Consider the following 24,865-nt stretch of genomic DNA (forward strand, 5'->3'; position numbering starts at 1 on the left):
TTCCGGATCTGTATTCTGATATATAATTATATAGTAATAGTTCCCGTAAGATAATGTGCACAATGGCCACTTAGGTATACCCGGTCTTTTACCAGTTCGCAATACAAAATACCTCCTCGTTCTGATAATTGATGTGCTTCCAGAGAAGTTTTTTGCAACCTTTCTGCCCAGAATGGTACTAATGAAGCATGCGCAGAACCAGTTACAGGATCTTCAGGGTTCGGACCATTCGCGTCAAATACGCGAGATACAAAATCGACATTCGTTCCCTTGGTTGTAATGATAGTACACAAATAAGGGAGGTCTTTTAAAGGTTCTAACTGAGGAGCGGCATCAATAATTTCTTGTTCAGAAGGAAAAACTAACACAAGATCACGAGCAGCAAATGCTTCGAGAGGCTTGGTTCTAAAGGCATCAGAAACTTCCCGAGGAATAGGTGTTTTTTTTGGAGGTCTGGATGGGAGGTCAATTGTTATTGTCTTATCACTCCCTCTTTTTGCCTTGAGTAAACCGCTTTTAGAAGAAAAAGTTACCTCTTGAAGTAAAGGTTGTATTACGTTAAAAATTATATAAGCAGAAGCAAGGGTCGCATGACCACATAGGTCAATTTCTGCATAAGGCATAAACCATCGTATTTCAAATATATCTTCTTTTTGAACGAGGTAAGCAGTTTCGGCTAAATTATTCTCTTTAGCGATGTTTAGTAAGGTATTATCATCTAGCCAATGTGGTAATAGACAGATAGCGGCAGGATTTCCCCCAAATACGTTTTTAGTAAAAGCATCTACCTGATAAATAGGTATTTTCATAATTAATAGATTTTTAAAATTTTACCTGTTTCAGAGGTGTGAATAGCCTTTTCATATATTTTTACAACATCATCAATTGCGACAGGGTAGTGATCTGCAAATTTTTTATCTTTTGGGAAATTACCCTGAATTGCTCCCGGAGCAACAATATTCAGTGTAATGTTTTTAGAGATTTCGTTAGAAGCAGCATTTACAAAACTGTGTAGTGCCCCATTAACCATAGATAAGGCAACAGTGTTTTTTTCATAATGATCTCCTAATATACCAGTAGTTAATACAATAGCTCCCTTGTTTTTTAAATACTTTTCTGCGGTATGCACAATATTGATTTGCCCTAGTAATTTGCTATTGATCCCAATCATATAATCTTCTTCATTTAAATCGGATAAGTGTTTCCAGACAGCTGTACCAGAAGCGTTGATAACCGCATCAAGTTGAGGGAGCTGAGAAAATAATGCATCGATAGAGTTCTTGTCACTAATATCTACGGGATATGTAGTACTGCTTCGATGAGCTGCGTATACAGTATGTTTTTTCTCTTTTAGGTATTCATGTATACTTTTTCCAATGGTTCCTGTAGCACCTATAACTAGTATTTTCATAAGGATTGTTTTTTTAATAGGTTGATTAATGCATTTTATTTATAAATTTTAATAATTATATATTTAGTTTTTTAAATATGTTTAATTGTTTTTTTTACAAATTCTTTACGATTGCCTTTTTATAAGCGGCTATTCTTTCCTCATTTCTTTTGAAATATGTCCATTTTCCATGTCTGGTTAGTATCAATAAATCAGCTTTGTGCATTACAGATAAATAATGAGAGATTGTAGGCTGTGATAATCCGGATTTTTCCTGAATATACAGACCGCAAACTCCGTCATTAAAATGACCTAAATCTTTATGAGGAGGAAAGTGACTTTCTGGTTTTTTTAACCATTTAAGTATTTCCAATCGTGTCGGATTTGATAGTGCTTTTGTTATAGCAAGTATTGTCTTGTCATCCATAAGGTCAAATATATATATTTAATTTTATAAATATGTTAATAGTGTTTGTGAATTAAATGATGTCTTTAGTTTAAGAAAGAAATTTACTTATTCGTTAAAAAAAGAATATTTTTTTTGAATTTAATGTAACAAAACTAAAACTGGGTCGTCTATCATTATGTAAGCAGGTATAAAAGCTTTTATATCTAATTACATATAATATGATTTAACGATACTTATTTTTAAAGCGCTTATCTTAATTTTTTGAGATAAGCGCTTTTTAATTTTTTAGCGTAATAATTTTTAGATCTGTAAAATTGTATTATTCTTGTTCTTGATGAAAGAATTACCAATAATTGAAACCAAACGAATAGCTGTAAAACTAAAACCCTCTGCTGAGAAAATGGTTAGAAGAGGACATCCTTGGGTTTTTCAGGATAGTATTACGAAACAAAGTGCAGCAGCAGAGGCAGGAGACCTGGCAATTATCTATGACTCTAAGAAAAATTCATTTTTAGCCTGTGGTTTTTTTGATCCTCAATCTCCAATTCGAATTAAGTTAATTCAATATAAAAAGCAAGCATTAATTAATAAGGAGTGGTTTGAAGCTAAAATTGATGAGGCAAAAAAAATACGTACTAAGTTATTGGAAACAGCTACTAATAGCTATCGATTAATTTTTGGGGAGAATGATAGTTTTCCTGGGTTTATTGCTGATGTATACGATCATGTATTAGTTATTAAATTGTATTCTCATATTTGGTTTCCGTATCTAAAAGAAATAGTGCCTTATTTGATAAAAACTAGCGGTTGTAAAACAGTAGTACTTAGATTAAGCCGATTATTGCAGGGGAATAATACTTCTTTTGGCCATTATGATGGTGAGGTGTTGTATGGTTCTTTGGAAAGTGAAGTAGTTATTTTTAAGGAACATGGAGTTTTATTCTCTGCGAATGTGATCAAAGGACACAAAACAGGATATTTCTTAGACCACAGGTACAATAGAAAGAAGGTAGGTACCTATGCAAAAGGGAAAACAGTGCTAGATGTGTTTTCGTATGCAGGCGGATTTTCTGTTCATGCATTAAGTGGGGGAGCTAAAGAGGTTACAAGCCTGGATATCAGTAAGCATGCATTGGAGATGGCAAAAGAAAATGTAGCTTTGAATGCCCCTAAAGGTAAACATATTACTATGGTTTCCGACGCTTTTGAAGGGTTACAGCGTTTAATCTCTCAAAAGAAAACTTTTGATATAGTGGTTATTGATCCTCCTTCGTTCGCAAAGAGTGCGGCAGAGATAAATAAAGCAAAACACAGTTATAGTAGGTTAGCTAAATTAGGAGCGCAATTGGTGGCTAAAAATGGAATTTTAGTACTGGCTTCCTGTTCTTCGAGAATCATTGCAGAAGACTTTTTTGAGATTACCGAAGAAGCAATTCTCCAGATGAATGATCGTTTTGAGTTATTAGAAAAAACATATCACGATATAGATCATCCGGTCACTTTTGCAGAAGGCGCTTATTTGAAATGCGCGTATTATAGATTAGTATATTAAAATAAAATCTCCTGACCTATATAATATAGATCAGGAGATTAATAAAATTAATTTATTGAAGTATTTTAACTGTATTAATGAATACAATTAAAATGTTTTTATTCATTTGCAGATAGCATGGAGAAGAATTTGTCTAAGTTAGGTAATAAGACAATTCGAGTTCTTCTGTTAATTGCTCTGTTTTCTTTAGAGTCATTTTCTACTAAAGGAACATAACTACTTCTTCCTGAAGCAATAAGTTTAGAAGGATCTACATTATACTTATGTTGTAATAATCTGGTAATTGATGTAGCTCTTTTTACACTAAGATCCCAATTATCTTCTAATACAGGAGTACTAATAGTTCTGGAATCAGTGTGCCCTTCAATCATAACTTCTAAACTAGGCTCAGAATTAATAACGTCAGCTAATTTTCGTAAGATTTTGTCAGCTTTGTTACTAACTTTGTAACTACCACTATTAAATAACATATCATCTGCTATCGATAACATGACTACAGTGTTGTCTACATTAATAGAAACATCTTCACCTTCTTCAAGTTTGTCCTCAATTGAACTTCTCAGATTGTGAGAAACCGCTAAGTTCATAGAATCCTTTAAGGTTTTTGCATTGCTTAATTTGCCTTGATCAACCTTAGCAAGAGTTTTGTTCATTTCATTTCTGGTGTCGTTAGAAATGACAGTGTTGTCTACTAGAGACATCTTCGCATCATTAGACTTGCTTAATGAGTTGATTTTAGCATTGTAATCGGCTACCCTAGCTTCAATTTTTGCAAACTTCGCTTCCAGCTCTTCTTTTTCTACAGTTGTTTTCTGTAAAGTACTTTTTGTGTTTTGAAGTTCTTGCTCTACTGCTAAGAATTTCTTCTTAGAAACACAAGATGTTACAAATAAAGCTCCAGATAACACAACTAACGTGGGTAAATTTCTCATGGTTATTTAATTAGTCTTTAATTATGACACAAATAACTCCTTCTATTTCGTTTTATTGTATGAACCAGTATTAAATTTTTCCCACGGGTATCTTAAAAAACGTTAAAATATTTTGTACTAGTATTTTCATATTTGGCTGAGAAAAAATAAATTTGGCAGCGATTTTTTTATAATGTTTTGATAACGATCATTTTATTTAATTAGCTAGTTTGAATACATTATAAATAAGTAAGAAAAGTCGTATTTAATGTAACATGTCTATAAGACACACGTCATTTATGATAGAAAAACTGATTCCCAAAAAATATAAAAACTGCTTAATGAAGTGTTGTAAAAAACAACTGTATGTTCTTTCCTTTTTATTGCTTACCCAATTAGGAATACAAGCTCAAGAAATATATAATGCAGTACCGATAGCATATAAGCCACTCACGATAGAAGGAAGTGTAATTCAAATGCCGATATATAAAAATAAAGATATTGCTGATTGGTCTAATAAATATATAGCAGCTGAAGAAAAAAGAGTAAAGAGTCTGTATCCTGAATATGACTTATTGTGGAATAATGAAAGCTTTAATGCTTATTCTCATAAAGAAAAAGTAACCTATCCTATTGAGCTAAATTTTGAAGAAGAAACATTTGCAGCACCGGTTGATCATGTAATGTATATTACTTCCAGATATGGTTGGCGTAGGAGAAGAGCGCATCAGGGGATTGATATTGATTTGGTAACCGGAGATAATGTGCGATCTATTTTAGCAGGGAAAGTACGATATGCCAGGTATCATTCAGGGCATGGAAAAACAGTCGTTATACGGCATAATAATGGTTTAGAAAGTGTTTATGCGCATTTATCAGAATATGATGTAAAAGAAAATGATGAGGTAAAAAAAGGTCAGGTTATAGGAAAGGGAGGAGTGAGTGGTAATGCAAGAGGAAGCCACTTGCATTTAGAAATCAGATACCACGGAATTAGTGTGAATCCTGAATATTTCTTTGATTTTACTAAAAAGCAATCCATTCGAGCTAAAAAAATATTCGTAACTAAACGGTGGACAAATCCGAGATCTCACCGGTCTACCAGGCAAAGTAAGATTGTTGTTCATGAATCTAAAGATCACATAGCACAAGACATCGAGGAACAAAAGAAAATTTATATTGTAAAAAGAGGAGATACACTATCCAGAATTGCCCGAAAATATCACATGAATATTTCAGAAATATGCAGGATCAATTCGATCAGACATAATTCTGTTTTAAGCATTGGCCAGCAAATCATCATTTATTAATACGAATCCTCTATAATACGGTCTTTAGCAATCGTATGTTTATGAATTACTTGTAGCAGATGATTTTTGTTATAGGGTTTTAAGATATAATCATTAATTCCAGCCTGAGTTATCTGGAGATTTAATTGTGTTATATCTACAGCTGTAAGTGCTATGATCGGAGTTTTGGTATTAAACTTTCGAATTCTTTTGGTGGTTCCGATTCCGTTTAAATTAGGCATGTTAATATCCATTAAAACAATATCAAACTGCTCATTTTTTAATAACTCTATAGCATCAAAACCATTATCCAGTGTTTGGCAAATAAGATTTTCTTTAGTTAATATTTTTTGTGCTACCAGAAGGTTTAGCTTATTGTCATCAACTACTAAAACCTTTATTTTCTCTTCCTTCTCTTTAGGGAGTTCGAGATAATCTTCTAGTTTCTGGAACGTTTCATAAGTAACAGTAAAGGAATATTCAGAACCAATAGCCGGATTATTGTCAATGGTGATTGTACTGTTAATAGTGTCAGTAAGTTTTTTGATGATTTTATAATTGATACCAGCGCCCAGATAGGAACGTTTGGCTTTTTCTATATTAGTGAACTCATCATAAATAGAATTTTGATCCTCTTTAGAAAGTTCGCTTCCATCGTGCTTGATACTAAACTTAATCGTATTAATCGTGGGAGATTCCTTTATCAGATCAACAGAAAAGAACACATTTCCATTTTTAGTAAATCGCAATGCATTACAGATCAAATTCATCAATATCTGTGACAAAATTGTTTGATCTCCTTTGACTAATTTGGTAATTCTTCGGTCGTAATTAAAATGTAATTTGCTACTGTTATCAGTTGTATAGCTAAAAGAATTAAGCATGTTTTGCAAAGATTCTTTTAGATTGAATACCGTTTGCTGTACTGTAATGTCATTGTTATCAATGGCATGTACTTGTAAGACATTATTGATTAGAGTTAATAGGTGATCCCCGGCAAACTTTAATGATTTAAGTTTTTTGTCTTGTCCTATCTCGGGATGTTCATCTACGATAAGATGAGTAAGCCCCATAATACCATACAAAGGAGTTCTTAATTCTTGTATCAAAGAATAAATAAATTCATTCTGCTCATTAGATTTAAATTGTACCTCCTCATAAGAAGCCTGCAATTCTTTATTTTTAGTTTTAAGAGATGTAATAGTCAATCGACTTTTTATTAACAAAAATAAAGCCACTAAAAAAATCCCTCCACTAATGATTACATAAGTCATACTTTGGTTTATTTTTTGCTGTAATTAATTTATAAATAATTTTTTTTATTCATTGCTATAAATTGGTTGAATTTTTTGTTGGGTTTAAAGATACTTACTTCCTACGTTTTAAACGCATAATTTTGTAGGAAAATTAATCAACAAGCCAAAGACTTTAGCTATATTTATACCTGATTAGAAGTAGAAAAAGAAAGAAAATGAGAATTGTAATCACAATAATGACTTTATTATCAGTTGTAGGAGCGCAGGCGCAGCTAGAAACTTCTAAGTCATCTTTAAAAATAGGAAGCACTCCTAAGAATACCAATCTTAGTGGATATAAGATGTCCACAGGTTTAACAAAACCTAGTAGTACCATAAATTTGCATAAGCAACCAGAAGAATTAAAAGACTACCAAAAAGAGAAGCAATCATTTAGTATGAATGAGGAAGATAATTTTTATAAACCTCAGGTAGATGGAACTCCAAAATATTTCAAAGAAGATGACGAAACGGCAAAAGCTAATGAAACAGATCAGTATTTTGGGGATTTTGAAAGCAATGGGAAGTTCGTTAATATTATTTATCGGGATTATGGGGAAGTTGATGGAGATTTGGTACGCATTTATTTGAATGATGATATCATTCGTTCTAATGTGTATTTAGAAGGTTCGTTTAGAGGAATGACCATTGATCTTCTCAAAGGATTTAATAAAATTGATATTGAAGCGTTAAATCAAGGTACCTCAGGTCCTAATACTGCAGAATTTCAGTTGTATGATGACGAGGGAAAATTGATCACATCTAACCACTGGAATCTTGCTACAGGTGTAAAGGCAACCATGATTATAGTAAAAGACTAAGGAGCCTCCCCGTTTTTATATAGAAGCTTAATACGCTTCAGATTTTGTCTGAATAACATCTTGTATTTATGATATACAAGATGCTTTGTATTATTCAGACTACTTACTATTACACGCAAAGAAAGAAGACTAGTAGATAGTTTTTTGAAGAAAGCTATAAATGGTAATTTTTTCCCAATTTCTTGTTCCGAATTATGGTTTTCACTTAATTTGCCGCTACATTATTTAGATTAAATATAAATAAAAAATGAAAGCAACTTTAGTAACACTGATTCTCAGTCTGGTGTTCTTTTTAAACCAATCACATGCCCAGCAAAAGAACCCTTTTTTTCAAAAAGAATTCTGGCAAACCAACCCTTCTAAAGAAGACATAGATAAAAAAATTAAAGAGGGATTTTCTATCCATGATGCGGATCCATATGGTTTTGATCCTACTACATATGCTATTTTTGGGGATAATTCTATAGAAACAATAGATTACTTGGTTCAAAAGGGAAATTCTGTAAATAAAAAAACACACGATTTTAGAACTTATATTTTTTGGGCAGCTTATAGAGGAAACCTGCCTTTGATGAAATATTTTAAAGATAAAGGAGCAAAAATGGATCTAAGAGATTCTCATGGGTTTACTTTATTACTTTTTGCAGCAGTGACCGGGCAACAAAATCAAAAACTATACGACTTTTGTATTGCCAATGGAGCAGATATTACCAAAGAGACAGATCATCATGGCAGCAATGCTCTTCATCTGATTATTCCTAGGTTAAAAGACCTGACAATGGTCGATTATTTTATAAACAAAGGGTTAGCTATAAACAGTATAGATCATGATGGAAATGGTATCTTTAATTTTGCTGTTAGGTCTGGAAATAAAGAATTATTAGACCAGTTGATAAAACGAGGAGTTTCTTATAAGGAACATACAAAAGTAGGAGGGAACGCATTTTTATTCGTGGATGCGACTCAGGAAAACACATTGTCACTACTAACTTATTTGGAAGAACTAGGAATTCAACCCAATATAACGACTGCCAAAGGGATAACTCCATTACATAAGGTAGCCAATGCGACGGATACAAAAGTTTTTGAATTTTTCTTGAATAAAGGAGTTGACATCAATAAACAAGATGAACAGGGGAATACAGCATTATTTAATGCCGCAGGACGAAATACACTGGCAGCGGTTAAATTTTTAGCAGAAAAATCAAATGCGGTTACTACCGTAAATAAAAAAGGAGAAACAGCATTGACCAGAGCAATCCGTACAAATACGGATGAAGTAGTGTCCTATTTAATTTCTAAAGGTGCAGATGTTCATCTAAAAGACAAAAATGGAAATAACTTAGCTTTTCATTTAATACAGTCTTTTAATGGAAAAGGAAAAGCATTTTTTGATAAAAAAATAGCAGCCTTGCAAAAAGGAGGATTATCCATTGCAGAGAAGCAGAAAGATGGAAGAACACTTTTACATTTGGCTGTGGATAAGAATGATCTCGAACTAGTAAAGAAAGTGTCTGATTTTAAAATAGATGTCAATGCCAAAGACGCAAATGGAAATACAGCATTACACTATGCAGCGATGAAATCTAAGAACGATAAAATATTGAAATTTTTAATTTCTTTAGGAGCTGATACGAATATTAAAACAGATTTTGATGAAACTGTTTTTGATTTGGCTATTGATAATGAGTTTTTGAAGAAAGAAAAAGTAGATCTTCAATTTTTGAAATAGTATAAAAAAATAATTGTTGATTATAAGTGAACCTTAATTATGAAAAATAAATATATAGTACTAACAGGGCTAATTGCTTTTTTTATGGTAGCAGCATCTTTTACAGCATATAAAAGTACAGCGACCAAAAAATATAAATGTATGATTCAGATGATTAATTATACAGGAGAAAAAGCATATGTTGTCACCTCATTAATGACACCAGATGGGAAGTATGAAAAAACACTTAATGTTTTAGGGGATGATGAAGAGTGGTATTCTGATTTACCAAAATGGTGGAGTTTTTCTAATGGAATTAATGAAGATATAGATGCAATAACAGGAGCTACAATAGGAAATGGAGAACGTCATATTAGTATATTGGAAATTGATGAAGAAAAAATTGATGCAGGATATACCATCAGATTCGAAACGGCAGTAGAAAACCAGGAATACTATAGTAAAGATGTAGAAATACCATTACAGTCATCAACCATACGAAATAAAGTAAACGGTAGTGGATATATCCGTTATGTACGAATGATACCAAACTAATTCAAGTCGATTTTATGACGATATCATTTTGGAGATATAGCCATTTAGCTTTGGCTATATCTTCTTTTCTTTTTTTAATAATAGCTTCCTTAACAGGAATTGTATTGGCACTGGAACCGGTGTCGGATAATTATACCTCATATCATGTCAATGGAGCTTCTTCACTAACGATTGCTGAATTACTGGATACTGTAGGAAATCAATATGAAGAAGTATTGAGCATTCGCCAGGACGAAAACGATTTTATTGCAATATCTGCCATCACGGATCATGGAGATGAAACCTTCTATATAAATCCTTTTACCGGAGAAAAAATAGGAGAGATTATAGAGAGACATGCTATTTTTAAGTTTATGACGAATCTGCATCGGTCTCTATTTATGGGATCAATCGGACGTTTTTTTGTTGGTTTTGCCTCACTTTTATTGCTATTGATCGCTATCTCGGGAATTTTTCTGATCATACGCAGGCAAGGAAGTTTTGTAGGCTTCTTTACTACTATTGTTAATTATAATTTTTCTCAATATTATCATATTGTTTTTGGAAGATGGACATTACTTCCTATTGTTATTATAACCATTACCGGTGTTTATTTGTCATTACTTCGTTTTTCGATAATTCCTCAGGTAGACATATCACATACAGTTGATTATGTTAATATTAGAGAGAATCCGGTGAAAAAAAGAAAGAATTTTGAGGTCTTTAATAAATATACTGTAGGAGATCTAAAAGCGATAGAATACCCTTTTTCTTCAGATGTGGAAGATTATTATCATATAAAACTGACCCAAAAAGAAATATTAGTCAATCAATATACCGGAGATATCCTCAGTGAACAAAATTATCCTTTTATTACTTTGGTCTCCAGAGTCAGCATCTTATTACATACAGGAAAAGGAAGTGTTTGGTGGGCAGTCATTTTGGGGATTTCTTGTTGTGCTATTCCGTTTTTTATTTATTCAGGGTTTAGGATGAGTCTGGAGAGAAGAAAAACAAGAATCAAAAATGCTTATAGTAGCAAAACGTGTGATTTTATTATAGCAGTAGGTTCGGAGAATGGTTCGACATTGCGATTCGCCAATGCATTTTATAAAGCATTGATATCAGAAGGAAAAAAAGCATACATAACGGAGCTAAATGAGTTTAAGGAATTTGATCAGATGAAACACCTGATTGTAATGACTGCTACCTATGGTTTGGGGGAATCTCCGACAAATGCCACAAAATTCAGAAAAATACTGGACACCTATAATACATCTAATAGCTATACTTATTCAGTTATCGGTTTTGGATCCCTTTCATATCCAGATTTTTGTAAATATGCTTTTGATGTAGATTCCTGGTTAAAAAAACTGCCATATACAACTCAATTAGTACCAGTTCATACTGTGAATAATCAGTCATTTGAATCGTTTAGCGATTGGGGAAATGCCTGGGGAGCTGCTATGGGAATTCCAATTGTTTTGAATAGAGAAGAAGTAGTGTCGGTCCATACCAAAACAGAAGAATTTACAGTGCTTCATAAAACAAAAGCGGCAGATAATATTGACGATACTTTTTTAATAAACATTACCAGAGAGGGACGTAAAAAGGTAGTATCCGGAGATTTATTAGCGATTTATCCCAAAGAAGGCGAACGAGAACGGTTGTATTCTATTGGGTATTTAAAAGAAACAAAAGAAATTCAATTAAGTGTCAAAAAACACGATCGGGGACTTTGTTCTACCTATTTGGATAATCTCAGTGAGAGAGCAGTTATTAAAGGATATCTTATTAAAAATAAATCCTTCCATTTCCCCAAAAGAGCCAGTGCAGTTATTATGATTTGTACAGGTACAGGAATAGGACCTTTCCTGGGGATGATTGATAATAATATAAAAAAATGCCCTTCATATCTTTATTGGGGAGCAAGGAATAAAACTTCCTTAGAGTTATATGATAACGATATTAAGCAGTGGTTACAGACTGAAAAAATCAAAAAATTTATCCCTGCATATTCACGAGAGTCAAGTGAGAAAGTATATGTTCAGCATTTAATAGAAAGAGATGCGACTTTTATTGCTGAAACATTAAAAAATAATGGAGTGATTATGATTTGTGGTTCTCTTATTATGCAAAAAGAAGTAATTGTTGTTTTACAACAGATATGTAATGAATACTTAAAAAAACCATTGAATCATTTTCAGAATAAAAACAGGATTTTAATGGATTGTTACTAAATATGGCGTGCATAGATGATGTAATTCAATTGATATTTTAATGTTAATAGAACGATAAATAATGAGTTAAACCAAATTTAAATTAGTTATACGTTTATATTTTGTGTATACTAGCAGAACGGGAACAAAATAAAGAAAAGCGACATTGAAATCATTTACCAAAGAAGCACTTTCTACTTTAAAAAAAAGTGGAACAGTGACTCCGAGTTCTAAGTATTTAATAAGAAAAATCACAGAAGATTTAAGTATAGAAAAAAATCAGGTCATTATAGAATTTGGTCCTGGTAATGGATGCATCACAGAAAATATTCTACATAAAATGCATGGGTCAACCCGATTGATTTCTTTTGAATTAAATCAAACTTTCCTGTCATATTGCAAAAATAAATTTCAACAGTATCCTAATTTTAGTATCCACAACCAATCAGCAGTCTATTTTGATCAGGTGTTGAAAGAGTTATCTGTTCCCAAGGTAGATTATATTATCTCCAGTTTACCTTTGTCAATCATCTCTAAAACAGAATTGAATATTTTATTCAATAAGATACCGAATTACTTAAAAAATGAAGGAGCTTTTATACAGTATCAATACAGTTTGGGAAAGTACAATTTCTTAAAGAAAGTTTTTAATTCGGTAGAAATAGGATTTACTTTTCGGAATATCCCTCCAGCGTTTATTTATAAATGTTCCTAAGACATTATATTCAGAAAAGTTTTACTAAATTAGCCCTTTTTGAGGAGTTTTGTAGTACTAAAAATCACTTCTAAATAATTGTATAAACTACCTACTCGTTAACTTACTAATTTAAAAAAACACACAATGAAAAAAATTGTTTTCCTTTTAGCTTTACTGGCTGTTATATCATGTCAGGAAGAAGCTAAAAAACCTGTTGATTATGCACTTTTTTCAGGAAAAGTCACTAATGGCAGAGGGGGAGTTGTTCGTATAAACGGAGAGAACTTCACAAAAGAAATTCCTTTAGCATCTGATGGTACATTTTCGGATACGCTTCGAATAGCCGATGGACCATATCAAATGTTTATTGGACGGGAATATTCTAATTTATATTTGAAAAAAGGAGACCAGCTATCGTTGTCAATTGATGTTACTGCCTTTGATGAAACATTGAAATATACTGGAGTAGGATCAGAAAGAAATAATCACTTAGTTAATAGTATTTTAGTGTATGAAAATGAAGAAGATAATTTTGCGTTAGATCCTATACCGTTTAAAGCTAAAATAAAAGAACATAAAACAAAAATAGATTCGTTACTGGTAGCATCCGGAGTAAAAGATGAAACATTTATTGCTTTTTGTAAGAAGAATGCTCATTATAAATACTTATATGACTTAGATGTGTATCCATATTATTACAACCAAAGATTGAAAAATGAATCTAAGGAGGGGAGTTTACCTGAGGGCTATTTAGAGGAGTTAAAGACGATTGATTTAGATATTGAAGAAGATTATAAGCAATCAAGTGCTTATAAAAGATTAGTTATGAGTAGTATTAGCGATCGGGCAGCAAATGCTGTAAAGAAAGATAGTACGAAGGTGATGGATCTTGTGTTTCTTGATGAAGTTAATAAGATAAAAAGTCAGGTTATTAAAGAAGATCTATTGAGAAACTTATCGATTGCTATATCTCCAAGTAATGAATATGCCAAGGCAGTTTATGAAGGAATTATGAAAGAAAGTAAAGATGAGGAGTTTAAACGAGAACTGACGGAAAAATTTGATGTTTTAAAGAAACTAGTTAAAGGGGAGCCTTCTCCAACTTTTGAAGATTATGAAAATTATAAAGGAGGTACCACTTCATTAAAAGATTTAGAAGGAAAGTACGCTTATATAGATGTTTGGGCTACTTGGTGTCAACCATGCTTACAGGAACTACCTTATTTGAAGGAGGTAGAAAAAGAATATCGCGCTAAGAATATTCATTTCGTAAGTATTTCTGTAGATAATGAGAGAGCACATGAAGCATGGAAGAAAATGGTGGCAGCTAAAGAAATGACGGGAGTTCAATTATATGGAGGAAAAAACTATCGAAAAGAAGGAGGATTTGGAAGTTCTTATGTCATTGATGGAATTCCAAGGTTTATTCTGTTAGATAAAAAAGGGAATATTGTGAGTGCAGATGCTCCAAGACCTTCTGACCCTAGGCTAAAAGACCTTCTTAATTCATTGGATATTTAGATTTAAGAAATATAAATTATAAAAAAACCGGCATACGTATGCCGGTTTTTTTATAGGATTTTACAGAGATTATTTTTCAAATAAAGCAATCGTTTCTATATGTGCTGTATGAGGGAATTGATCGACCAGACTAATTTTTTTTAATGTATATCCCGCCTCGATAAGCTGCTCTGTATCTCTTGCCTGCGTAGCAGGATTACAAGAGACATAAACCATACGTTCAGCTCCCAGTCGAATTACTTTCCTCAGTGTTTTTGGAGCAATTCCTGCTCTGGCAGGATCCAGAATAATTGTTTCTATCTTTCCTTGATACTCTGGATGTTCGTTCAAAAATTTACCGACATCGGCAGCAAAAAACTGAACACCATTAATTTGATTTCTGTTAGCGTTCTTTTTAGCATCTTCTATAGCCGATGCAACAATATCAACTCCGATAATTTGTGCATCAGTACTTCTGGATGCAACAATCTGTCCAATAGTTCCGGTACCACAGAACAAATCCATTACGATTTTTCCATCAATGGTATCTTTTCGTTCCAAAGCATAAGAAACTACTTTTTCATATAACCTTTCGGCAGCAGCAGGGTTCGTCTGAAAAAAACTTTTCATACTGATTTCAAAACGCAGACCTAATAATTCCTCTATAATTTTTTCTTCTCCGTATAGAAGGCGAGAGGATCCTGTAGTAGCTAGTGTTCTGTCTCCGGTTTCATCATTGATAGTATGTAATATTCCAGCAAGTCTTTCTCCGAATAATTCTTTGAATAGTTGAGTGAATCCATCAAAGTCAAACTTAGGGATATCAGGAGAGGTCGTAACCAGATTGAATAACAGTTGATTGGTATGATAGGATTTTCTAACAACGAGGAATCTAAAAAAACCTTCTTTTCTTGGAGCGTGCCATGGAGCTAAACCACTTTCCTCACAAAACGCTCGAATGGTTTTTAAGTGATCTTCAACTTCTTTATCAAATAGACCAGAATCTTTGTCAAGGTTTTCTCCACACCACCAGGTTCCTCTTTTTTTGAAACCAAGAGCAAACTCATCTACATCTGTCTTTAATTCGTGATCATATCGGATAGCAGAGAATCCATACTCCATTTTATTTCGATAGTGAAAAGCACCGGGAGAAGCAATAAATTCATCAAATTTCTCTTCAATATCGCTTACTTTTCCTATGCGTTTAAACAACTCCAGTGTACTTTCTTTTTTATATTGATGCTGTAACTCGAGAGGAAGTTTTATATAGGGAGCACCCGGGATAGATTGGTACGGCATTTCTACCTCGGTATCAGCATGTTTTACTACTTCCAGTAATTTACACTCTGCATATCGTTTGCTGGTCTTTTTTACCTGTGCTTTTACCAATTGACCGGGGAGTGTATTAGGGACAAAAACCACAAATTCTCCTTCCTCAGATCGGATACGACCGATTCCTTTTCCTCCAAAAGCATAATCTTCGATTAGAATTTCAATATGTTCGCCTCTTTTTACAAATTTATTGCGTTCTCTTCTTGGCATAATAGTGTGTTTTTATCGCTGGCAAAACTAAAAAATTAAAGTAGCTTCTCTTTCTTATCCATAAAAAAAATGAGATTTTATTTTGACTCAAAAAACCGCTACTCTCTGATTGAAGTGTTAATATGCTTTGTTTTCTTCCAGAAAGAGACTGTCTTATTTGTAAAGATAATTGCTTATTGCCTGCTAACTTTTTGTTTTCTAACAATATTTTATATATTTTATAATAATCTTTTAATGAATTTGTTAAAGTATTGTGATACGATAACAGTAAGTTTATAAGCGTAATTTAATACCCAGAGATACCATGACATTGAAAACCAAAATTATTATGATTTTAAGTGCTTTGTTCTATTTAGTGGTTGGTTTTATTCTTACTTTTTTTTCATTTGATGTTGCTTCTTATATGCATCTTAATGCGAGTCCTCTCTCTATAATGATGCTCAATATAACAGGCTCTTTATATTTGTTTTTAGGTGTTTTGAACTGGATGTCTAAAGGGAATACTATAGGAGGTAATTATAATCAACCGTTGGTCTGGGCTAATATCTTACATCCGGTTATTACTCTTATAGCTATGATACGAGCTGTATTTATGACTAAAATTCACAGTAGGTTAGTACTTATTTTATGCTTGGTTTATGTGTTATTAGGCGCTTTGTTCGTTCATATTTTGTTGACTAACCCAATGAAGCCTAAAAAGAGTATTCATCATTCTAAATAATTTCATGGAGCGAGGGAGAATGAATGACTTCTCCAGCTGTCATCTTTTCTATTCGTATTTTACCAATTCGAACTCTGGCAAGGCGTAAGGTTGGATATCCTACAGCAGAGGTCATTTTTCTAACCTGTCTGAATTTCCCCTCTTGTAGGGTAATCGAAATCCAGCTGGTAGGTCCATGTCTGTCATCCCTTATTTTTTGGATGGTGTCCGGTAGGCTTGGGGGAGTAGGAAGTAATTTGACACGACAAGGATTGGTGGTGTACTTTTTTCCGTTAAAACCAATTTCAACCCCTTTTTCTAATTCGGAAATAGCGTCTTGTGTAATGACCCCATTAAGTTGCGCATAATATTCTTTTTCTATTTTATGACTACAGATATGATTGCTAAAAGAACCATCAGTAGTAAGGAACAAGAGACCTTCTGATTTTTCATCCAATCGTCCTATAGCCATTGTTCCGTTTGGAAAATCATATAAACTCCCTAAGAATTTTTTTCGTTGTTGTTTGGAATCATTAGAGATAAACTGACTTAAATAACCATACGGTTTATATAAAATATAATGTTGATGTTTCATTACTGGATTATTTCTTTTGCGTAATGATTTGATAAACGAGTTCTTTACTAAGCGGACGACCGTCAGCAACCTTTCTGATTTCCTGATAACTAAATGTAAAATTACATCCTGTTTGATATGCAGAACATCCATAGGCACTTTTTCCTTTTATGATATGCCCTTTATGACATTTAGGGCATGGAATAGGGGTGGGGGTACTTTCTTTGGGAGCAATTGTCTTTTTCTCCTCAAATATAAGTTCGTATTTATCAGAAAATCGAAGAAGCCCTTCTTTGGTGACAGCACTGTCCTTAAACCCTTTCAGATTCACAGTACATCCTTTTTGTAATAATCGAAGGTATTGTTTTTCTGAAATCTTTTTTTCTTTGAATTGAAATGGTAAGAGAAAAGTACAGCCATTTTTGAAATTGCTACATCCGTAGGCAGTGGTTCCTTTTAGTAGTTTACCAGAAGCACATGAAGGGCACTGATATCCTATTATAGAGGTTTTCTTTGTTGGAGATTTTTTCTTTTTAAGGGGAACTTCTGTCGTATGAGATATATTTGCTCGTTTTTTTTCTGTACGTACCTCATAGACTAATTGGTCAACCATTTGTTTCATATTTTTAATAAAACTTCCGGCATGAAATGTCCCTTTTTCAATTTCTTTTAGCTGTTTTTCCCAACGACCAGTCAGTTCAGCAGATGTGAGTAATTTATTCTGTATCGTATCTATCAGCTGTATTCCCGTGAGCGTAGGAATAATTAGTTTCTTCTTTCTCGAGATGTATTTTCTCTTAAAAAGTGTTTCGATAATATTAGCGCGGGTAGAAGGTCTTCCTATTCCATTTTCTTTCATCAGTTCTCTCATTTCGTCATCATCTACTTGTTTTCCTGCTGTTTCCATCGCGCGAAGCAGAGTTGCCTCAGTATAGTTTTTAGGAGGTTTCGTTTCTTTTTCGAGAAATGATGGTTCATGTGGTCCTTTTTCTCCTTTTTCGAAGGCAGGTAAGACGCCGCTTTCTTTCTTTTCTTTCGACTCGGGCGATTCAAAGACTACTCTCCATCCTTTTTCCAGAATTTCTTTTCCTGTTGTTTTAAAAGATACAGAATCAGCTTTTCCAATTACAGTGCTATTTGCGACTAAACATTCGTCATAAAAAACAGCAATAAAACGCCGGGTAATAATATCGTATACCTGTTGCTGATTATATTGTAGTTTGGATTGTATTCCAGTCGGAATAATAGCATGGTGATCGGTCACTTTTTTATCGTTAAAAACCCGGGAGGATTTTTTGATTTTTTGGTCTAGTAATGGAAATGTCAGAGATTGATAATTAGTCAGCTTTTTTAAAATCCCTGGAACTTTGGGGTAAATGTCACTTGGTAGAAAAGTGGTATCTACCCTTGGGTATGTCACTAATTTTTGTTCGTATAATTTTTGAACGATTTTTAATGTTTCATCAGCAGAAAAACCAAATTTAGTATTACAATATACTTGCAAGCCGGTTAGATCAAATAGTTTTGGGGCGTATTCTTTCCCATTTTTTTTTGTAATCGAAACAATTTCAAATTCGCTTTGCTTTACAATCGCGGCAAAAGACTCTCCTTCACTTTTGTTTAAAAATCGACCTTCTTCGCAATGAAATAAGGTATCTCTGTATTTGGTTTGCAATTCCCAATAAGGTTTTGGTATAAAGTTTTCAATTTCTTTATGGCGTGATACCAGCATTGCCAATGTAGGGGTTTGTACTCTACCAATGGATAATACCTGCTTATAGCCTCCATGTTTTACGGTATATAAACGGGTAGCATTCATTCCTAATAACCAATCCCCAATTGCTCTAGAGAAACCAGCATAGTATAGATTATTATATACTTCAGCGGGTTTTAGATTTTCAAATCCTTCTTTGATAGCTTCACTGGTAAGTGAAGAGATCCATAATCGTTGTACTTCTCCTTTGTATGCAGCCTGGTCAATGACCCAGCGTTGTATTAATTCTCCTTCTTGTCCGGCATCCCCACAATTGATAACTACAGATGCTTGCTGAAATAGTTTTTTTACAATATCAAATTGTTTTTTGATACCGGCATCATTTACCACCTTTGTTTTAAACTTTTCTGGTAGCATGGGGAGGTTATTGAGATCCCAGCTTTTCCAATACGCCTTATAGTCATTCGGCTCATATAAAGTACATAAGTGCCCAAACGTATATGTTACAGCATATCCATTGCCTTCAAAATAACCATCACGTTTCGTGGTAGCTCCAACAATGGAAGCTATTTCTCTGGCGACACTTGGCTTTTCTGCAATGCAAACTTTCATGAAGAACCTTTATGGTTAAGGGTGCAAAATAAGGATTTCTAAAAAATTATAAGAAAAGATAAAATAGATAGTTTGTATCCGCTAACAAATATCTTTTGACAGATTAACACGATTGATCATAAGGATGCTTATTACAATGTGATCAAATAAGCTTGTAATCTGTCGAAAACGCTTCCCCAACCATTGTAAATACCCATTTTCTCCTGAGCTATTCGATAAGCTTCTGTAGGGTGCATTACATGAAATGTAAAATCCGTTTTACCACCTGATTCTTCAAATAAAATTTCTATTTGGACTCCTTCTGTCATGGGTTTAAAATCAGCAGTTGTTTTTATTTTTTTAAAAGGAATAATGGTCAAATAGGTTCCTTCAGATAAGAATTCATTACCATCTGGCATTATCATTGAATATTTCCAGGTCCCGCCTTCTTCGAAATGATGTTCAATAATAGTTGTTTTCATCCCTTTGGGACCCCACCAATGTGCAATATGTTCAGCTGTAGTCCATGCCTCCCAAACAAGAGATAGAGGGGCATCAAAAGTTCTTTTAATAGTAATTGTTTTGTTGCTGTTATTCATCTTTTTGTTTTTTATGTTGTAAGTTCAATAAATAATCTTCAAAAGAATCAATTCTTTCTTCCCAAATATGCTGGTATTGTTCGATCCACAAAAAAGCAGGTAGTAAACTTCTTGGTTGAATATAACAGAATTGTTGTCTGCCTTGTTTACTTATTGTTATGACGCCACATTCTTTTAGAATCTTGAGATGTTTTGAAATCGCCGGACGACTAATCATAAAATTTTCGGCTATAACATTTACACTAAGAGGTTGTTTGGAAAGTAATTGTATAATATCCCTTCTTACCGGATCGGATATTGCTTGAAAAACATCTCTTCTCATATATTAGGTAACTAATTGGTTACAAATATAAATGTAACTGATTGGTTACGCAAATGTTTTTGAAATGTATAAGTTTACATTTTAGTAATCTAGCTGGTTTTTAGTTCTTTTCTGATTCTGCTCAGTTGCGTAGGAGTTATTCCCAGGTGAGCAGCGAGGTGTAATTGCTGAATTCTTTGGTCAATATTAGGATATTGTTTGAGAAGTTTTAAGTACCTTTCAGTAGCATTATCCATGACCAGTGAAATTTCTCGTTGCTCTTTTTCGATGACCCAGTTATTCTCTAAGTAGGCGATATAGAAGTTTTTAAATTCGATGGTATCCTCGATGAGTTTTTTGTATTTTTTGTAATCGATATTGATAAGAATGCAGTCTTCTAGTGCTTCTAGGGTAAAACTTGATGGCTTAGAGCGAAGGCAAGAAACGGTAGAGGCAGCAAAATCGTTTTCCAGAAATATATTTTTGTTATAGGTATTCCCTTCAGAATCGGTTATGTACGCTCGTAATGCACCTTTGCATATAAAATGTATATACCTAGCGACTTGCCCATTTTGTAGAAGGTCTTCTCCTTTTTGGATTTCCTGAAAATTAAGAATTGGAAGCATCAATTCCCAGGATGATTGTGAAATAGGTGTATACGTTTCGAATTTTGATCGCAAGCAATCGATATAATATGCTTTTTTAGATTCCATAAACGTTTTTAGATGTTTTTAGAAAGGAAAACAGGATAGATAAACAAAAGTATTTTCCCTGATTACTTAGTAGGAAGAGTATGTTTCGAATGTTGCTGATCCATGGTCAATGTAATAATTCCTAACAGGATATAGATGATAGCCATAAAATTTTTTTGTCGTTTTAAGTATTTTTTTGACCCAGAAATCCAAGCAGATAGTTTTACGGATAGTAATACATAAATTGTATCACTTAATATGGCATATACAGTGAATAGAATTCCAAGAAATAAAATTTGACTGGCATTTCCTCCTTTTTCTACTGAAATGAATTGAGGCAAGAAGGAAAGAAAAAATATAGCTGTTTTAGGATTAAAAGTATTTACCAAAATGCCTTCATAGAAAATAGTTTTTAATTTTTTGCTTTTTACTTCTATAGGGATAGCAGTTGATGGTTCTTTTTCAAAAAACTTTTTGATTCCCAAATAAATTAAGTATGCTGCACCTATGTATTTAATAATAGAAAAGGCAGTGGCAGAAGCCATTACGATCGATGATATACCGATTGCGGCAGCAATTACATGAAGAAGACTTCCGATTCCAATTCCCAAAACAGATACAATACCTGCCTTATATCCTTGTTCAACACTTTTGGCAATTATATAAAGTACTGAAGGTCCAGGAACTAAAATAAGTATGGAAGCTGCTACTAAAAATAATAGCATATGATCAAAATCGGGTAGTATCATAACAGGTAGAGGTCTATAAAACCGTAAATTTAAGGGATTAGAGAGTCTCTTATGTGAAACTTTTATTAAAATACAATTGAATCAAAGAGAACACTCACTAACAATAGTATAATTTAATAAGGGAAATACTTATTTCTTAACAAAAGTCACTCCGTATTCAGTAGCCAGAGAATCAATTGTTTTCTTTGATAATTTTTCTCCTTTGGATAAGGTAGCTACTTGTTCAAAGAAATTTTCAAACCCTCCGGGAGTAATGGTATTCATGGTAATCCCCGTAATAGAATCAGTATTGATAAAATTATGAGGAATTCCCTTGGGTAATCGAATAAAATCTCCCTTTTGTGCATATATTGTTTTATCCCCGCAGAAAAAAGTGTACTTACCTGTCAGAATATAAAATAATTCATCTTCATGTGCATGAATATGTTTAGGAGGCCCTCCTTGGGGAGGTGTTTCAGTAACAATTACTGCATATTCTCCTTCGGTATCGGTACTGAGGATTTTTCCTGTTATTTGAACTCCAAATACATTCCATTTCTTTCCTTCATCAGTGGATACGTGAATGGGAGTTTGTTTTTCTTTGTGAGGTTCCGTTATAGTTGGTGCCTGTTTGCAACTATATGCAATGCAAAACAGTATACAAAGCATCAGGGGGTTCATCTTCATAGGGTTAGGTATAGAATGAGTAATGATTTCAGTATGAGATAGCTAAAGTAATTAATTTCTTATAAGAATTAACAGCAAAGACAAGATAATTATGTTGTTTTTGGGATACATTTTAGAAAGCATTGGTTTTATTAACATTTTTATAGTAAGCCTGAAGTATCTCCGCTATATTTTCTACGACTTCAGCTGCATTTTCTTTAGAAAAACACAATGGGGGTTTGGTTTTTAATACATTGTCATAAGGTCCGTCTGTACTGATTAAAATGTGTCGATTTCTAAGATGGTTTTTTATGTGATTTGCTAGTAATGTATCTGGTTCCTGGTTTTGTGGATGTACAATTTCAATTCCCAGAAATAGACCACTTCCTCTAACATCACCTATACAACGGTATTTTTCTTGTAATTTTCTAAAAAGAGAAGTGTAATACTTCCCGACAATTTTAGCGTTTTCCTGTAATTTTTCTTCTTCGATAACTTGTAATACAGATAGGGCGATCGCACAGGAAACAGGGTTTCCTCCGAAGGAGCTAAAAAACTCAACTCCTTTCCCAAAAGAATTTGCAATCTCATCTGTACATATAACAGCTCCCATTGGATGTCCATTAGCTATTGGTTTCCCAATCACTACCATATCCGGGACTACATCATGTGCTTCGAATCCCCAAAAATAATCGCCCAGACGTCCAAAACCTGTTTGAACCTCATCACAGATACAGATACCTCCTTGTTTTCGAATTTCGGGATATAGTGTTTTTAAATATCCCTTGGCTAGTGGTATTTGCCCCCCACATCCGCTAATTGGTTCACTGATAAATGCGGCAATAGGAGTATGCGTGTTTTTTAATAGCTCAATAGCGTGTTCTGCATAGTGAATACCAGCACTTCCATCATCATTTTTATAGATTCCTCTATACGTATCAGGAATACCTGTTTTGAGAATATATTCTTTTTGCCCTTGTCCTTTTGGGTTGTTGAACTTATAATCACTAATATCGGTTGCTGTTTGTGTATGACCGTGATAGCCGTGTTCTAATACCATGATCTTTTCCTGTCCAGTATGTATTTTAGCAATTCGTATTGCTAAATCACTGGCAGCACTTCCTGAATTAACAAAATATACCTTGTTTAAAGAAGGAGGGAATTTATCGAGTAATTTTTCTGCATAATCTGCTAATTGGTGATATAGATAACGGGTATTGGTATTTAATGTAGCCATTTGCTGCTGACCCGCATTGACCACTACGGGATGGCTATGTCCTACATGAGGGATATTATTATAAGCATCCAAATAGGTATTCCCACTGGTATCATACATATATTGAAAAGCTGCTGATGCCATATGAATCGGTTGCTTATAACTCAAAGATACAATAGGACTTATATATCGGTGCCTTTTATTTACTATTTGGGTAACAGGAGGGACTTCCAAGGAAGAAAACCCTGCCGCTTCTCTAAATCTGTTTTCTGCTGCTATGGGATTAATGCGTACCCATTTACGTAGCATTTTCCAGGCATATTGCTCACTGACTAATGCGTAAGTATTTTCTGGAGTATTCTTTTTGGCCTGAGCCGAATTACATACGCTCATGCATAACCTCGCTGCAATGAGATAGTATAGCAGTTGTATCTCTTTTTCTTCTAAAGGGATGACGTCATGGTAAGACTGGAGAATAATAACTGCATTATCTAATGGGGTGTCTTTATCATAACAAGCATAAGTAATAGCAATAGCTAATTCATTAATCAAAAAAGAATAAGCAATATCTCCAAAGTCAATAATCGCTGAAACCTGGTTGTTTTTGGTCAACATATTCCATTCATTGGCATCATTATATATGATTTGTTTTCTCAGTTTTGGAATTTGCGGAGTCACATGTGCTTCGAATTGCTGGAAGAAATAGGAAACAAGTGCTCTGTTAGTTGCGTCTGGAATATCTTTTATAAAATGTTTGAACTGTGGGAGGTATTGGATATCCCATTGCCACTGTCGTGATTTAATAGTATAGTTCGTAACGTTTTGTAATAAAAGATCTGTTTTGGCAAGAAAAGTTCCAATTGATGCTAATAGTGGTTTCGTATGAGTGCTATCTCCAAGAAAAACACCATCTAGGTAGGTGAGCATTCTACAGATTTGTTTGTTCCCGTCTATTTGTAAAATTTTTATATATGAACCATCTTTAAAAGAGACAGGAGTGGGGTATTGCTTATTATTTCCGTTCTCTTTTAGAAAAAGAAGCACCTCATTTTCTGCTTTTACCAAATCGAATAAGGCTTCAGAGAATACATATGTTTTAAAAATAAAAGAAGTCGTATCTGTTTGAACAAGAAAGTTAGCATTGTCATAACCGCATAGTTTTTCAATAGTAATTTCTTGTAATCCGTATTCTTCCTGTAGTAAGTTATACATTT

23 protein-coding genes are annotated in these 24,865 nt (G+C 33.5%); 9 read left to right on the forward strand and 14 right to left on the reverse strand.

Annotated elements, in window-relative coordinates; all coding sequences use genetic code 11:
- Nucleotides 1-26: 26 nt before the first annotated feature.
- The 3 genes from HN014_RS17195 to HN014_RS17205 form a co-directional block, all read right to left on the reverse strand.
- Nucleotides 27-809, reverse strand: a complete 783-nt coding sequence (locus HN014_RS17195) for a PhzF family phenazine biosynthesis protein (RefSeq protein WP_176030083.1) — start codon at nucleotides 807-809, stop codon at nucleotides 27-29.
- A 2-nt stretch (nucleotides 810-811) separates the two neighbouring features.
- Nucleotides 812-1,411, reverse strand: a complete 600-nt coding sequence (locus tag HN014_RS17200) for a short chain dehydrogenase (protein WP_176030084.1) — start codon at nucleotides 1,409-1,411, stop codon at nucleotides 812-814.
- A 94-nt stretch (nucleotides 1,412-1,505) separates the two neighbouring features.
- Nucleotides 1,506-1,817: a helix-turn-helix transcriptional regulator gene (locus HN014_RS17205; protein ID WP_176030085.1), complete on the reverse strand. Its 312-nt coding sequence runs from the start codon at nucleotides 1,815-1,817 to the stop codon at nucleotides 1,506-1,508.
- Nucleotides 1,818-2,133: 316 nt separating this feature from the next.
- Here HN014_RS17205 and HN014_RS17210 point away from each other — a divergent pair, with 316 nt between their 5' ends.
- Nucleotides 2,134-3,351: a class I SAM-dependent rRNA methyltransferase gene (locus HN014_RS17210; protein ID WP_176030086.1), complete on the forward strand. Its 1,218-nt coding sequence runs from the start codon at nucleotides 2,134-2,136 to the stop codon at nucleotides 3,349-3,351.
- Nucleotides 3,352-3,449: 98 nt separating this feature from the next.
- Here the strand turns inward: HN014_RS17210 and HN014_RS17215 are convergent, their stop codons facing one another.
- Nucleotides 3,450-4,283, reverse strand: a complete 834-nt coding sequence (locus tag HN014_RS17215) for an OmpA family protein (RefSeq protein WP_176030087.1) — start codon at nucleotides 4,281-4,283, stop codon at nucleotides 3,450-3,452.
- Nucleotides 4,284-4,603: 320 nt separating this feature from the next.
- On the opposite strand from HN014_RS17215, the gene HN014_RS17220 reads away from it, so the two are divergent.
- Nucleotides 4,604-5,572 (forward strand): peptidoglycan DD-metalloendopeptidase family protein, encoded by a 969-nt coding sequence (locus tag HN014_RS17220; protein ID WP_254884030.1) that lies wholly within the window; start codon nucleotides 4,604-4,606, stop codon nucleotides 5,570-5,572.
- Here HN014_RS17220 and HN014_RS17225 read toward each other — a convergent pair.
- Nucleotides 5,569-6,825, reverse strand: a complete 1,257-nt coding sequence (locus HN014_RS17225; protein WP_176030088.1) for a response regulator — start codon at nucleotides 6,823-6,825, stop codon at nucleotides 5,569-5,571. The genes HN014_RS17220 and HN014_RS17225 overlap by 4 nt on opposite strands.
- A gap of 197 nt (nucleotides 6,826-7,022) precedes the next feature.
- Here HN014_RS17225 and HN014_RS17230 point away from each other — a divergent pair, with 197 nt between their 5' ends.
- From HN014_RS17230 to HN014_RS17255, 6 genes are all read left to right on the forward strand, one after another.
- Complete coding sequence (locus HN014_RS17230; protein ID WP_176030089.1) at nucleotides 7,023-7,667, forward strand: hypothetical protein; 645 nt, start codon at nucleotides 7,023-7,025, stop codon at nucleotides 7,665-7,667.
- A gap of 247 nt (nucleotides 7,668-7,914) precedes the next feature.
- Nucleotides 7,915-9,399: an ankyrin repeat domain-containing protein gene (locus HN014_RS17235; RefSeq protein ID WP_176030090.1), complete on the forward strand. Its 1,485-nt coding sequence runs from the start codon at nucleotides 7,915-7,917 to the stop codon at nucleotides 9,397-9,399.
- Between the two features lie 39 nt (nucleotides 9,400-9,438).
- Entirely contained in the window at nucleotides 9,439-9,933 is a 495-nt protein-coding gene (locus tag HN014_RS17240) for a DUF2271 domain-containing protein (protein ID WP_176030091.1), read from the forward strand.
- A gap of 14 nt (nucleotides 9,934-9,947) precedes the next feature.
- Nucleotides 9,948-12,152: a PepSY domain-containing protein gene (locus tag HN014_RS17245; RefSeq protein ID WP_176030092.1), complete on the forward strand. Its 2,205-nt coding sequence runs from the start codon at nucleotides 9,948-9,950 to the stop codon at nucleotides 12,150-12,152.
- A gap of 145 nt (nucleotides 12,153-12,297) precedes the next feature.
- Nucleotides 12,298-12,846 (forward strand): class I SAM-dependent methyltransferase, encoded by a 549-nt coding sequence (locus HN014_RS17250; RefSeq protein ID WP_176030093.1) that lies wholly within the window; start codon nucleotides 12,298-12,300, stop codon nucleotides 12,844-12,846.
- A gap of 126 nt (nucleotides 12,847-12,972) precedes the next feature.
- A complete protein-coding gene (locus tag HN014_RS17255; protein WP_176030094.1) occupies nucleotides 12,973-14,349 on the forward strand; it encodes a TlpA disulfide reductase family protein in 1,377 nt (458 codons plus the stop codon).
- A 69-nt stretch (nucleotides 14,350-14,418) separates the two neighbouring features.
- Here the strand turns inward: HN014_RS17255 and rlmD are convergent, their stop codons facing one another.
- Complete coding sequence (gene rlmD / locus HN014_RS17260) at nucleotides 14,419-15,870, reverse strand: 23S rRNA (uracil(1939)-C(5))-methyltransferase RlmD (protein WP_176030095.1); 1,452 nt, start codon at nucleotides 15,868-15,870, stop codon at nucleotides 14,419-14,421.
- A 328-nt stretch (nucleotides 15,871-16,198) separates the two neighbouring features.
- On the opposite strand from rlmD, the gene HN014_RS17265 reads away from it, so the two are divergent.
- Nucleotides 16,199-16,591 carry a hypothetical protein gene (locus HN014_RS17265; RefSeq protein WP_176030096.1) on the forward strand — a complete coding sequence of 131 codons (393 nt, stop codon included), beginning with the start codon at nucleotides 16,199-16,201 and terminating at the stop codon, nucleotides 16,589-16,591.
- Here HN014_RS17265 and HN014_RS17270 read toward each other — a convergent pair.
- The 8 genes from HN014_RS17270 to HN014_RS17305 form a co-directional block, all read right to left on the reverse strand.
- A complete protein-coding gene (locus HN014_RS17270) occupies nucleotides 16,584-17,165 on the reverse strand; it encodes a pseudouridine synthase (RefSeq protein WP_176030097.1) in 582 nt (193 codons plus the stop codon). The genes HN014_RS17265 and HN014_RS17270 overlap by 8 nt on opposite strands.
- Nucleotides 17,166-17,172: 7 nt before the next feature.
- Nucleotides 17,173-19,470, reverse strand: a complete 2,298-nt coding sequence (locus HN014_RS17275) for a DNA topoisomerase 3 (protein WP_176030098.1) — start codon at nucleotides 19,468-19,470, stop codon at nucleotides 17,173-17,175.
- Between the two features lie 131 nt (nucleotides 19,471-19,601).
- Nucleotides 19,602-20,048 carry an SRPBCC domain-containing protein gene (locus HN014_RS17280; protein WP_176030099.1) on the reverse strand — a complete coding sequence of 149 codons (447 nt, stop codon included), beginning with the start codon at nucleotides 20,046-20,048 and terminating at the stop codon, nucleotides 19,602-19,604.
- Nucleotides 20,041-20,370 (reverse strand): helix-turn-helix transcriptional regulator, encoded by a 330-nt coding sequence (locus HN014_RS17285; RefSeq protein WP_176030100.1) that lies wholly within the window; start codon nucleotides 20,368-20,370, stop codon nucleotides 20,041-20,043. The genes HN014_RS17280 and HN014_RS17285 overlap by 8 nt, the downstream gene beginning before the upstream one ends.
- An 89-nt stretch (nucleotides 20,371-20,459) precedes the next feature.
- Nucleotides 20,460-21,062, reverse strand: a complete 603-nt coding sequence (locus HN014_RS17290) for a Crp/Fnr family transcriptional regulator (RefSeq protein ID WP_176030101.1) — start codon at nucleotides 21,060-21,062, stop codon at nucleotides 20,460-20,462.
- A 62-nt stretch (nucleotides 21,063-21,124) separates the two neighbouring features.
- Complete coding sequence (locus tag HN014_RS17295) at nucleotides 21,125-21,790, reverse strand: LysE family translocator (RefSeq protein ID WP_176030102.1); 666 nt, start codon at nucleotides 21,788-21,790, stop codon at nucleotides 21,125-21,127.
- A 129-nt stretch (nucleotides 21,791-21,919) separates the two neighbouring features.
- Nucleotides 21,920-22,456 carry a cupin domain-containing protein gene (locus HN014_RS17300; protein WP_176030103.1) on the reverse strand — a complete coding sequence of 179 codons (537 nt, stop codon included), beginning with the start codon at nucleotides 22,454-22,456 and terminating at the stop codon, nucleotides 21,920-21,922.
- A 112-nt stretch (nucleotides 22,457-22,568) separates the two neighbouring features.
- The gene (locus HN014_RS17305) at nucleotides 22,569-24,863 is read right to left on the reverse strand and encodes an aminotransferase class III-fold pyridoxal phosphate-dependent enzyme (protein WP_176030104.1); all 2,295 of its coding nucleotides are present in this window, start codon (nucleotides 24,861-24,863) and stop codon (nucleotides 22,569-22,571) included.
- Between the last annotated feature and the right edge of the window lie 2 nt (nucleotides 24,864-24,865).

Source organism: Aquimarina sp. TRL1 (assembly GCF_013365535.1).
Lineage (GTDB): Bacteria > Bacteroidota > Bacteroidia > Flavobacteriales > Flavobacteriaceae > Aquimarina > Aquimarina hainanensis.

What these genes read in the sequence shown, in the direction of transcription:
- HN014_RS17290 (WP_176030101.1), bottom strand. Translation starts at nt 21,062, where the DNA reads ATGGAATCTAAAAAAGCATATTATATCGATTGCTTGCGATCAAAATTC.
- HN014_RS17245 (WP_176030092.1), top strand. Translation starts at nt 9,948, where the DNA reads ATGACGATATCATTTTGGAGATATAGCCATTTAGCTTTGGCTATATCT.
- HN014_RS17285 (WP_176030100.1), bottom strand. Translation starts at nt 20,370, where the DNA reads ATGAGAAGAGATGTTTTTCAAGCAATATCCGATCCGGTAAGAAGGGAT.
- HN014_RS17265 (WP_176030096.1), top strand. Translation starts at nt 16,199, where the DNA reads ATGATTTTAAGTGCTTTGTTCTATTTAGTGGTTGGTTTTATTCTTACT.
- HN014_RS17280 (WP_176030099.1), bottom strand. Translation starts at nt 20,048, where the DNA reads ATGAATAACAGCAACAAAACAATTACTATTAAAAGAACTTTTGATGCC.
- HN014_RS17275 (WP_176030098.1), bottom strand. Translation starts at nt 19,470, where the DNA reads ATGAAAGTTTGCATTGCAGAAAAGCCAAGTGTCGCCAGAGAAATAGCT.
- rlmD (WP_176030095.1), bottom strand. Translation starts at nt 15,870, where the DNA reads ATGCCAAGAAGAGAACGCAATAAATTTGTAAAAAGAGGCGAACATATT.
- HN014_RS17240 (WP_176030091.1), top strand. Translation starts at nt 9,439, where the DNA reads ATGAAAAATAAATATATAGTACTAACAGGGCTAATTGCTTTTTTTATG.
- HN014_RS17300 (WP_176030103.1), bottom strand. Translation starts at nt 22,456, where the DNA reads ATGAAGATGAACCCCCTGATGCTTTGTATACTGTTTTGCATTGCATAT.
- HN014_RS17230 (WP_176030089.1), top strand. Translation starts at nt 7,023, where the DNA reads ATGAGAATTGTAATCACAATAATGACTTTATTATCAGTTGTAGGAGCG.
- HN014_RS17225 (WP_176030088.1), bottom strand. Translation starts at nt 6,825, where the DNA reads ATGACTTATGTAATCATTAGTGGAGGGATTTTTTTAGTGGCTTTATTT.
- HN014_RS17255 (WP_176030094.1), top strand. Translation starts at nt 12,973, where the DNA reads ATGAAAAAAATTGTTTTCCTTTTAGCTTTACTGGCTGTTATATCATGT.
- HN014_RS17295 (WP_176030102.1), bottom strand. Translation starts at nt 21,790, where the DNA reads ATGATACTACCCGATTTTGATCATATGCTATTATTTTTAGTAGCAGCT.
- HN014_RS17200 (WP_176030084.1), bottom strand. Translation starts at nt 1,411, where the DNA reads ATGAAAATACTAGTTATAGGTGCTACAGGAACCATTGGAAAAAGTATA.
- HN014_RS17210 (WP_176030086.1), top strand. Translation starts at nt 2,134, where the DNA reads ATGAAAGAATTACCAATAATTGAAACCAAACGAATAGCTGTAAAACTA.
- HN014_RS17195 (WP_176030083.1), bottom strand. Translation starts at nt 809, where the DNA reads ATGAAAATACCTATTTATCAGGTAGATGCTTTTACTAAAAACGTATTT.
- HN014_RS17235 (WP_176030090.1), top strand. Translation starts at nt 7,915, where the DNA reads ATGAAAGCAACTTTAGTAACACTGATTCTCAGTCTGGTGTTCTTTTTA.
- HN014_RS17270 (WP_176030097.1), bottom strand. Translation starts at nt 17,165, where the DNA reads ATGAAACATCAACATTATATTTTATATAAACCGTATGGTTATTTAAGT.
- HN014_RS17305 (WP_176030104.1), bottom strand. Translation starts at nt 24,863, where the DNA reads ATGTATAACTTACTACAGGAAGAATACGGATTACAAGAAATTACTATT.
- HN014_RS17215 (WP_176030087.1), bottom strand. Translation starts at nt 4,283, where the DNA reads ATGAGAAATTTACCCACGTTAGTTGTGTTATCTGGAGCTTTATTTGTA.
- HN014_RS17220 (WP_254884030.1), top strand. Translation starts at nt 4,604, where the DNA reads ATGAAGTGTTGTAAAAAACAACTGTATGTTCTTTCCTTTTTATTGCTT.
- HN014_RS17205 (WP_176030085.1), bottom strand. Translation starts at nt 1,817, where the DNA reads ATGGATGACAAGACAATACTTGCTATAACAAAAGCACTATCAAATCCG.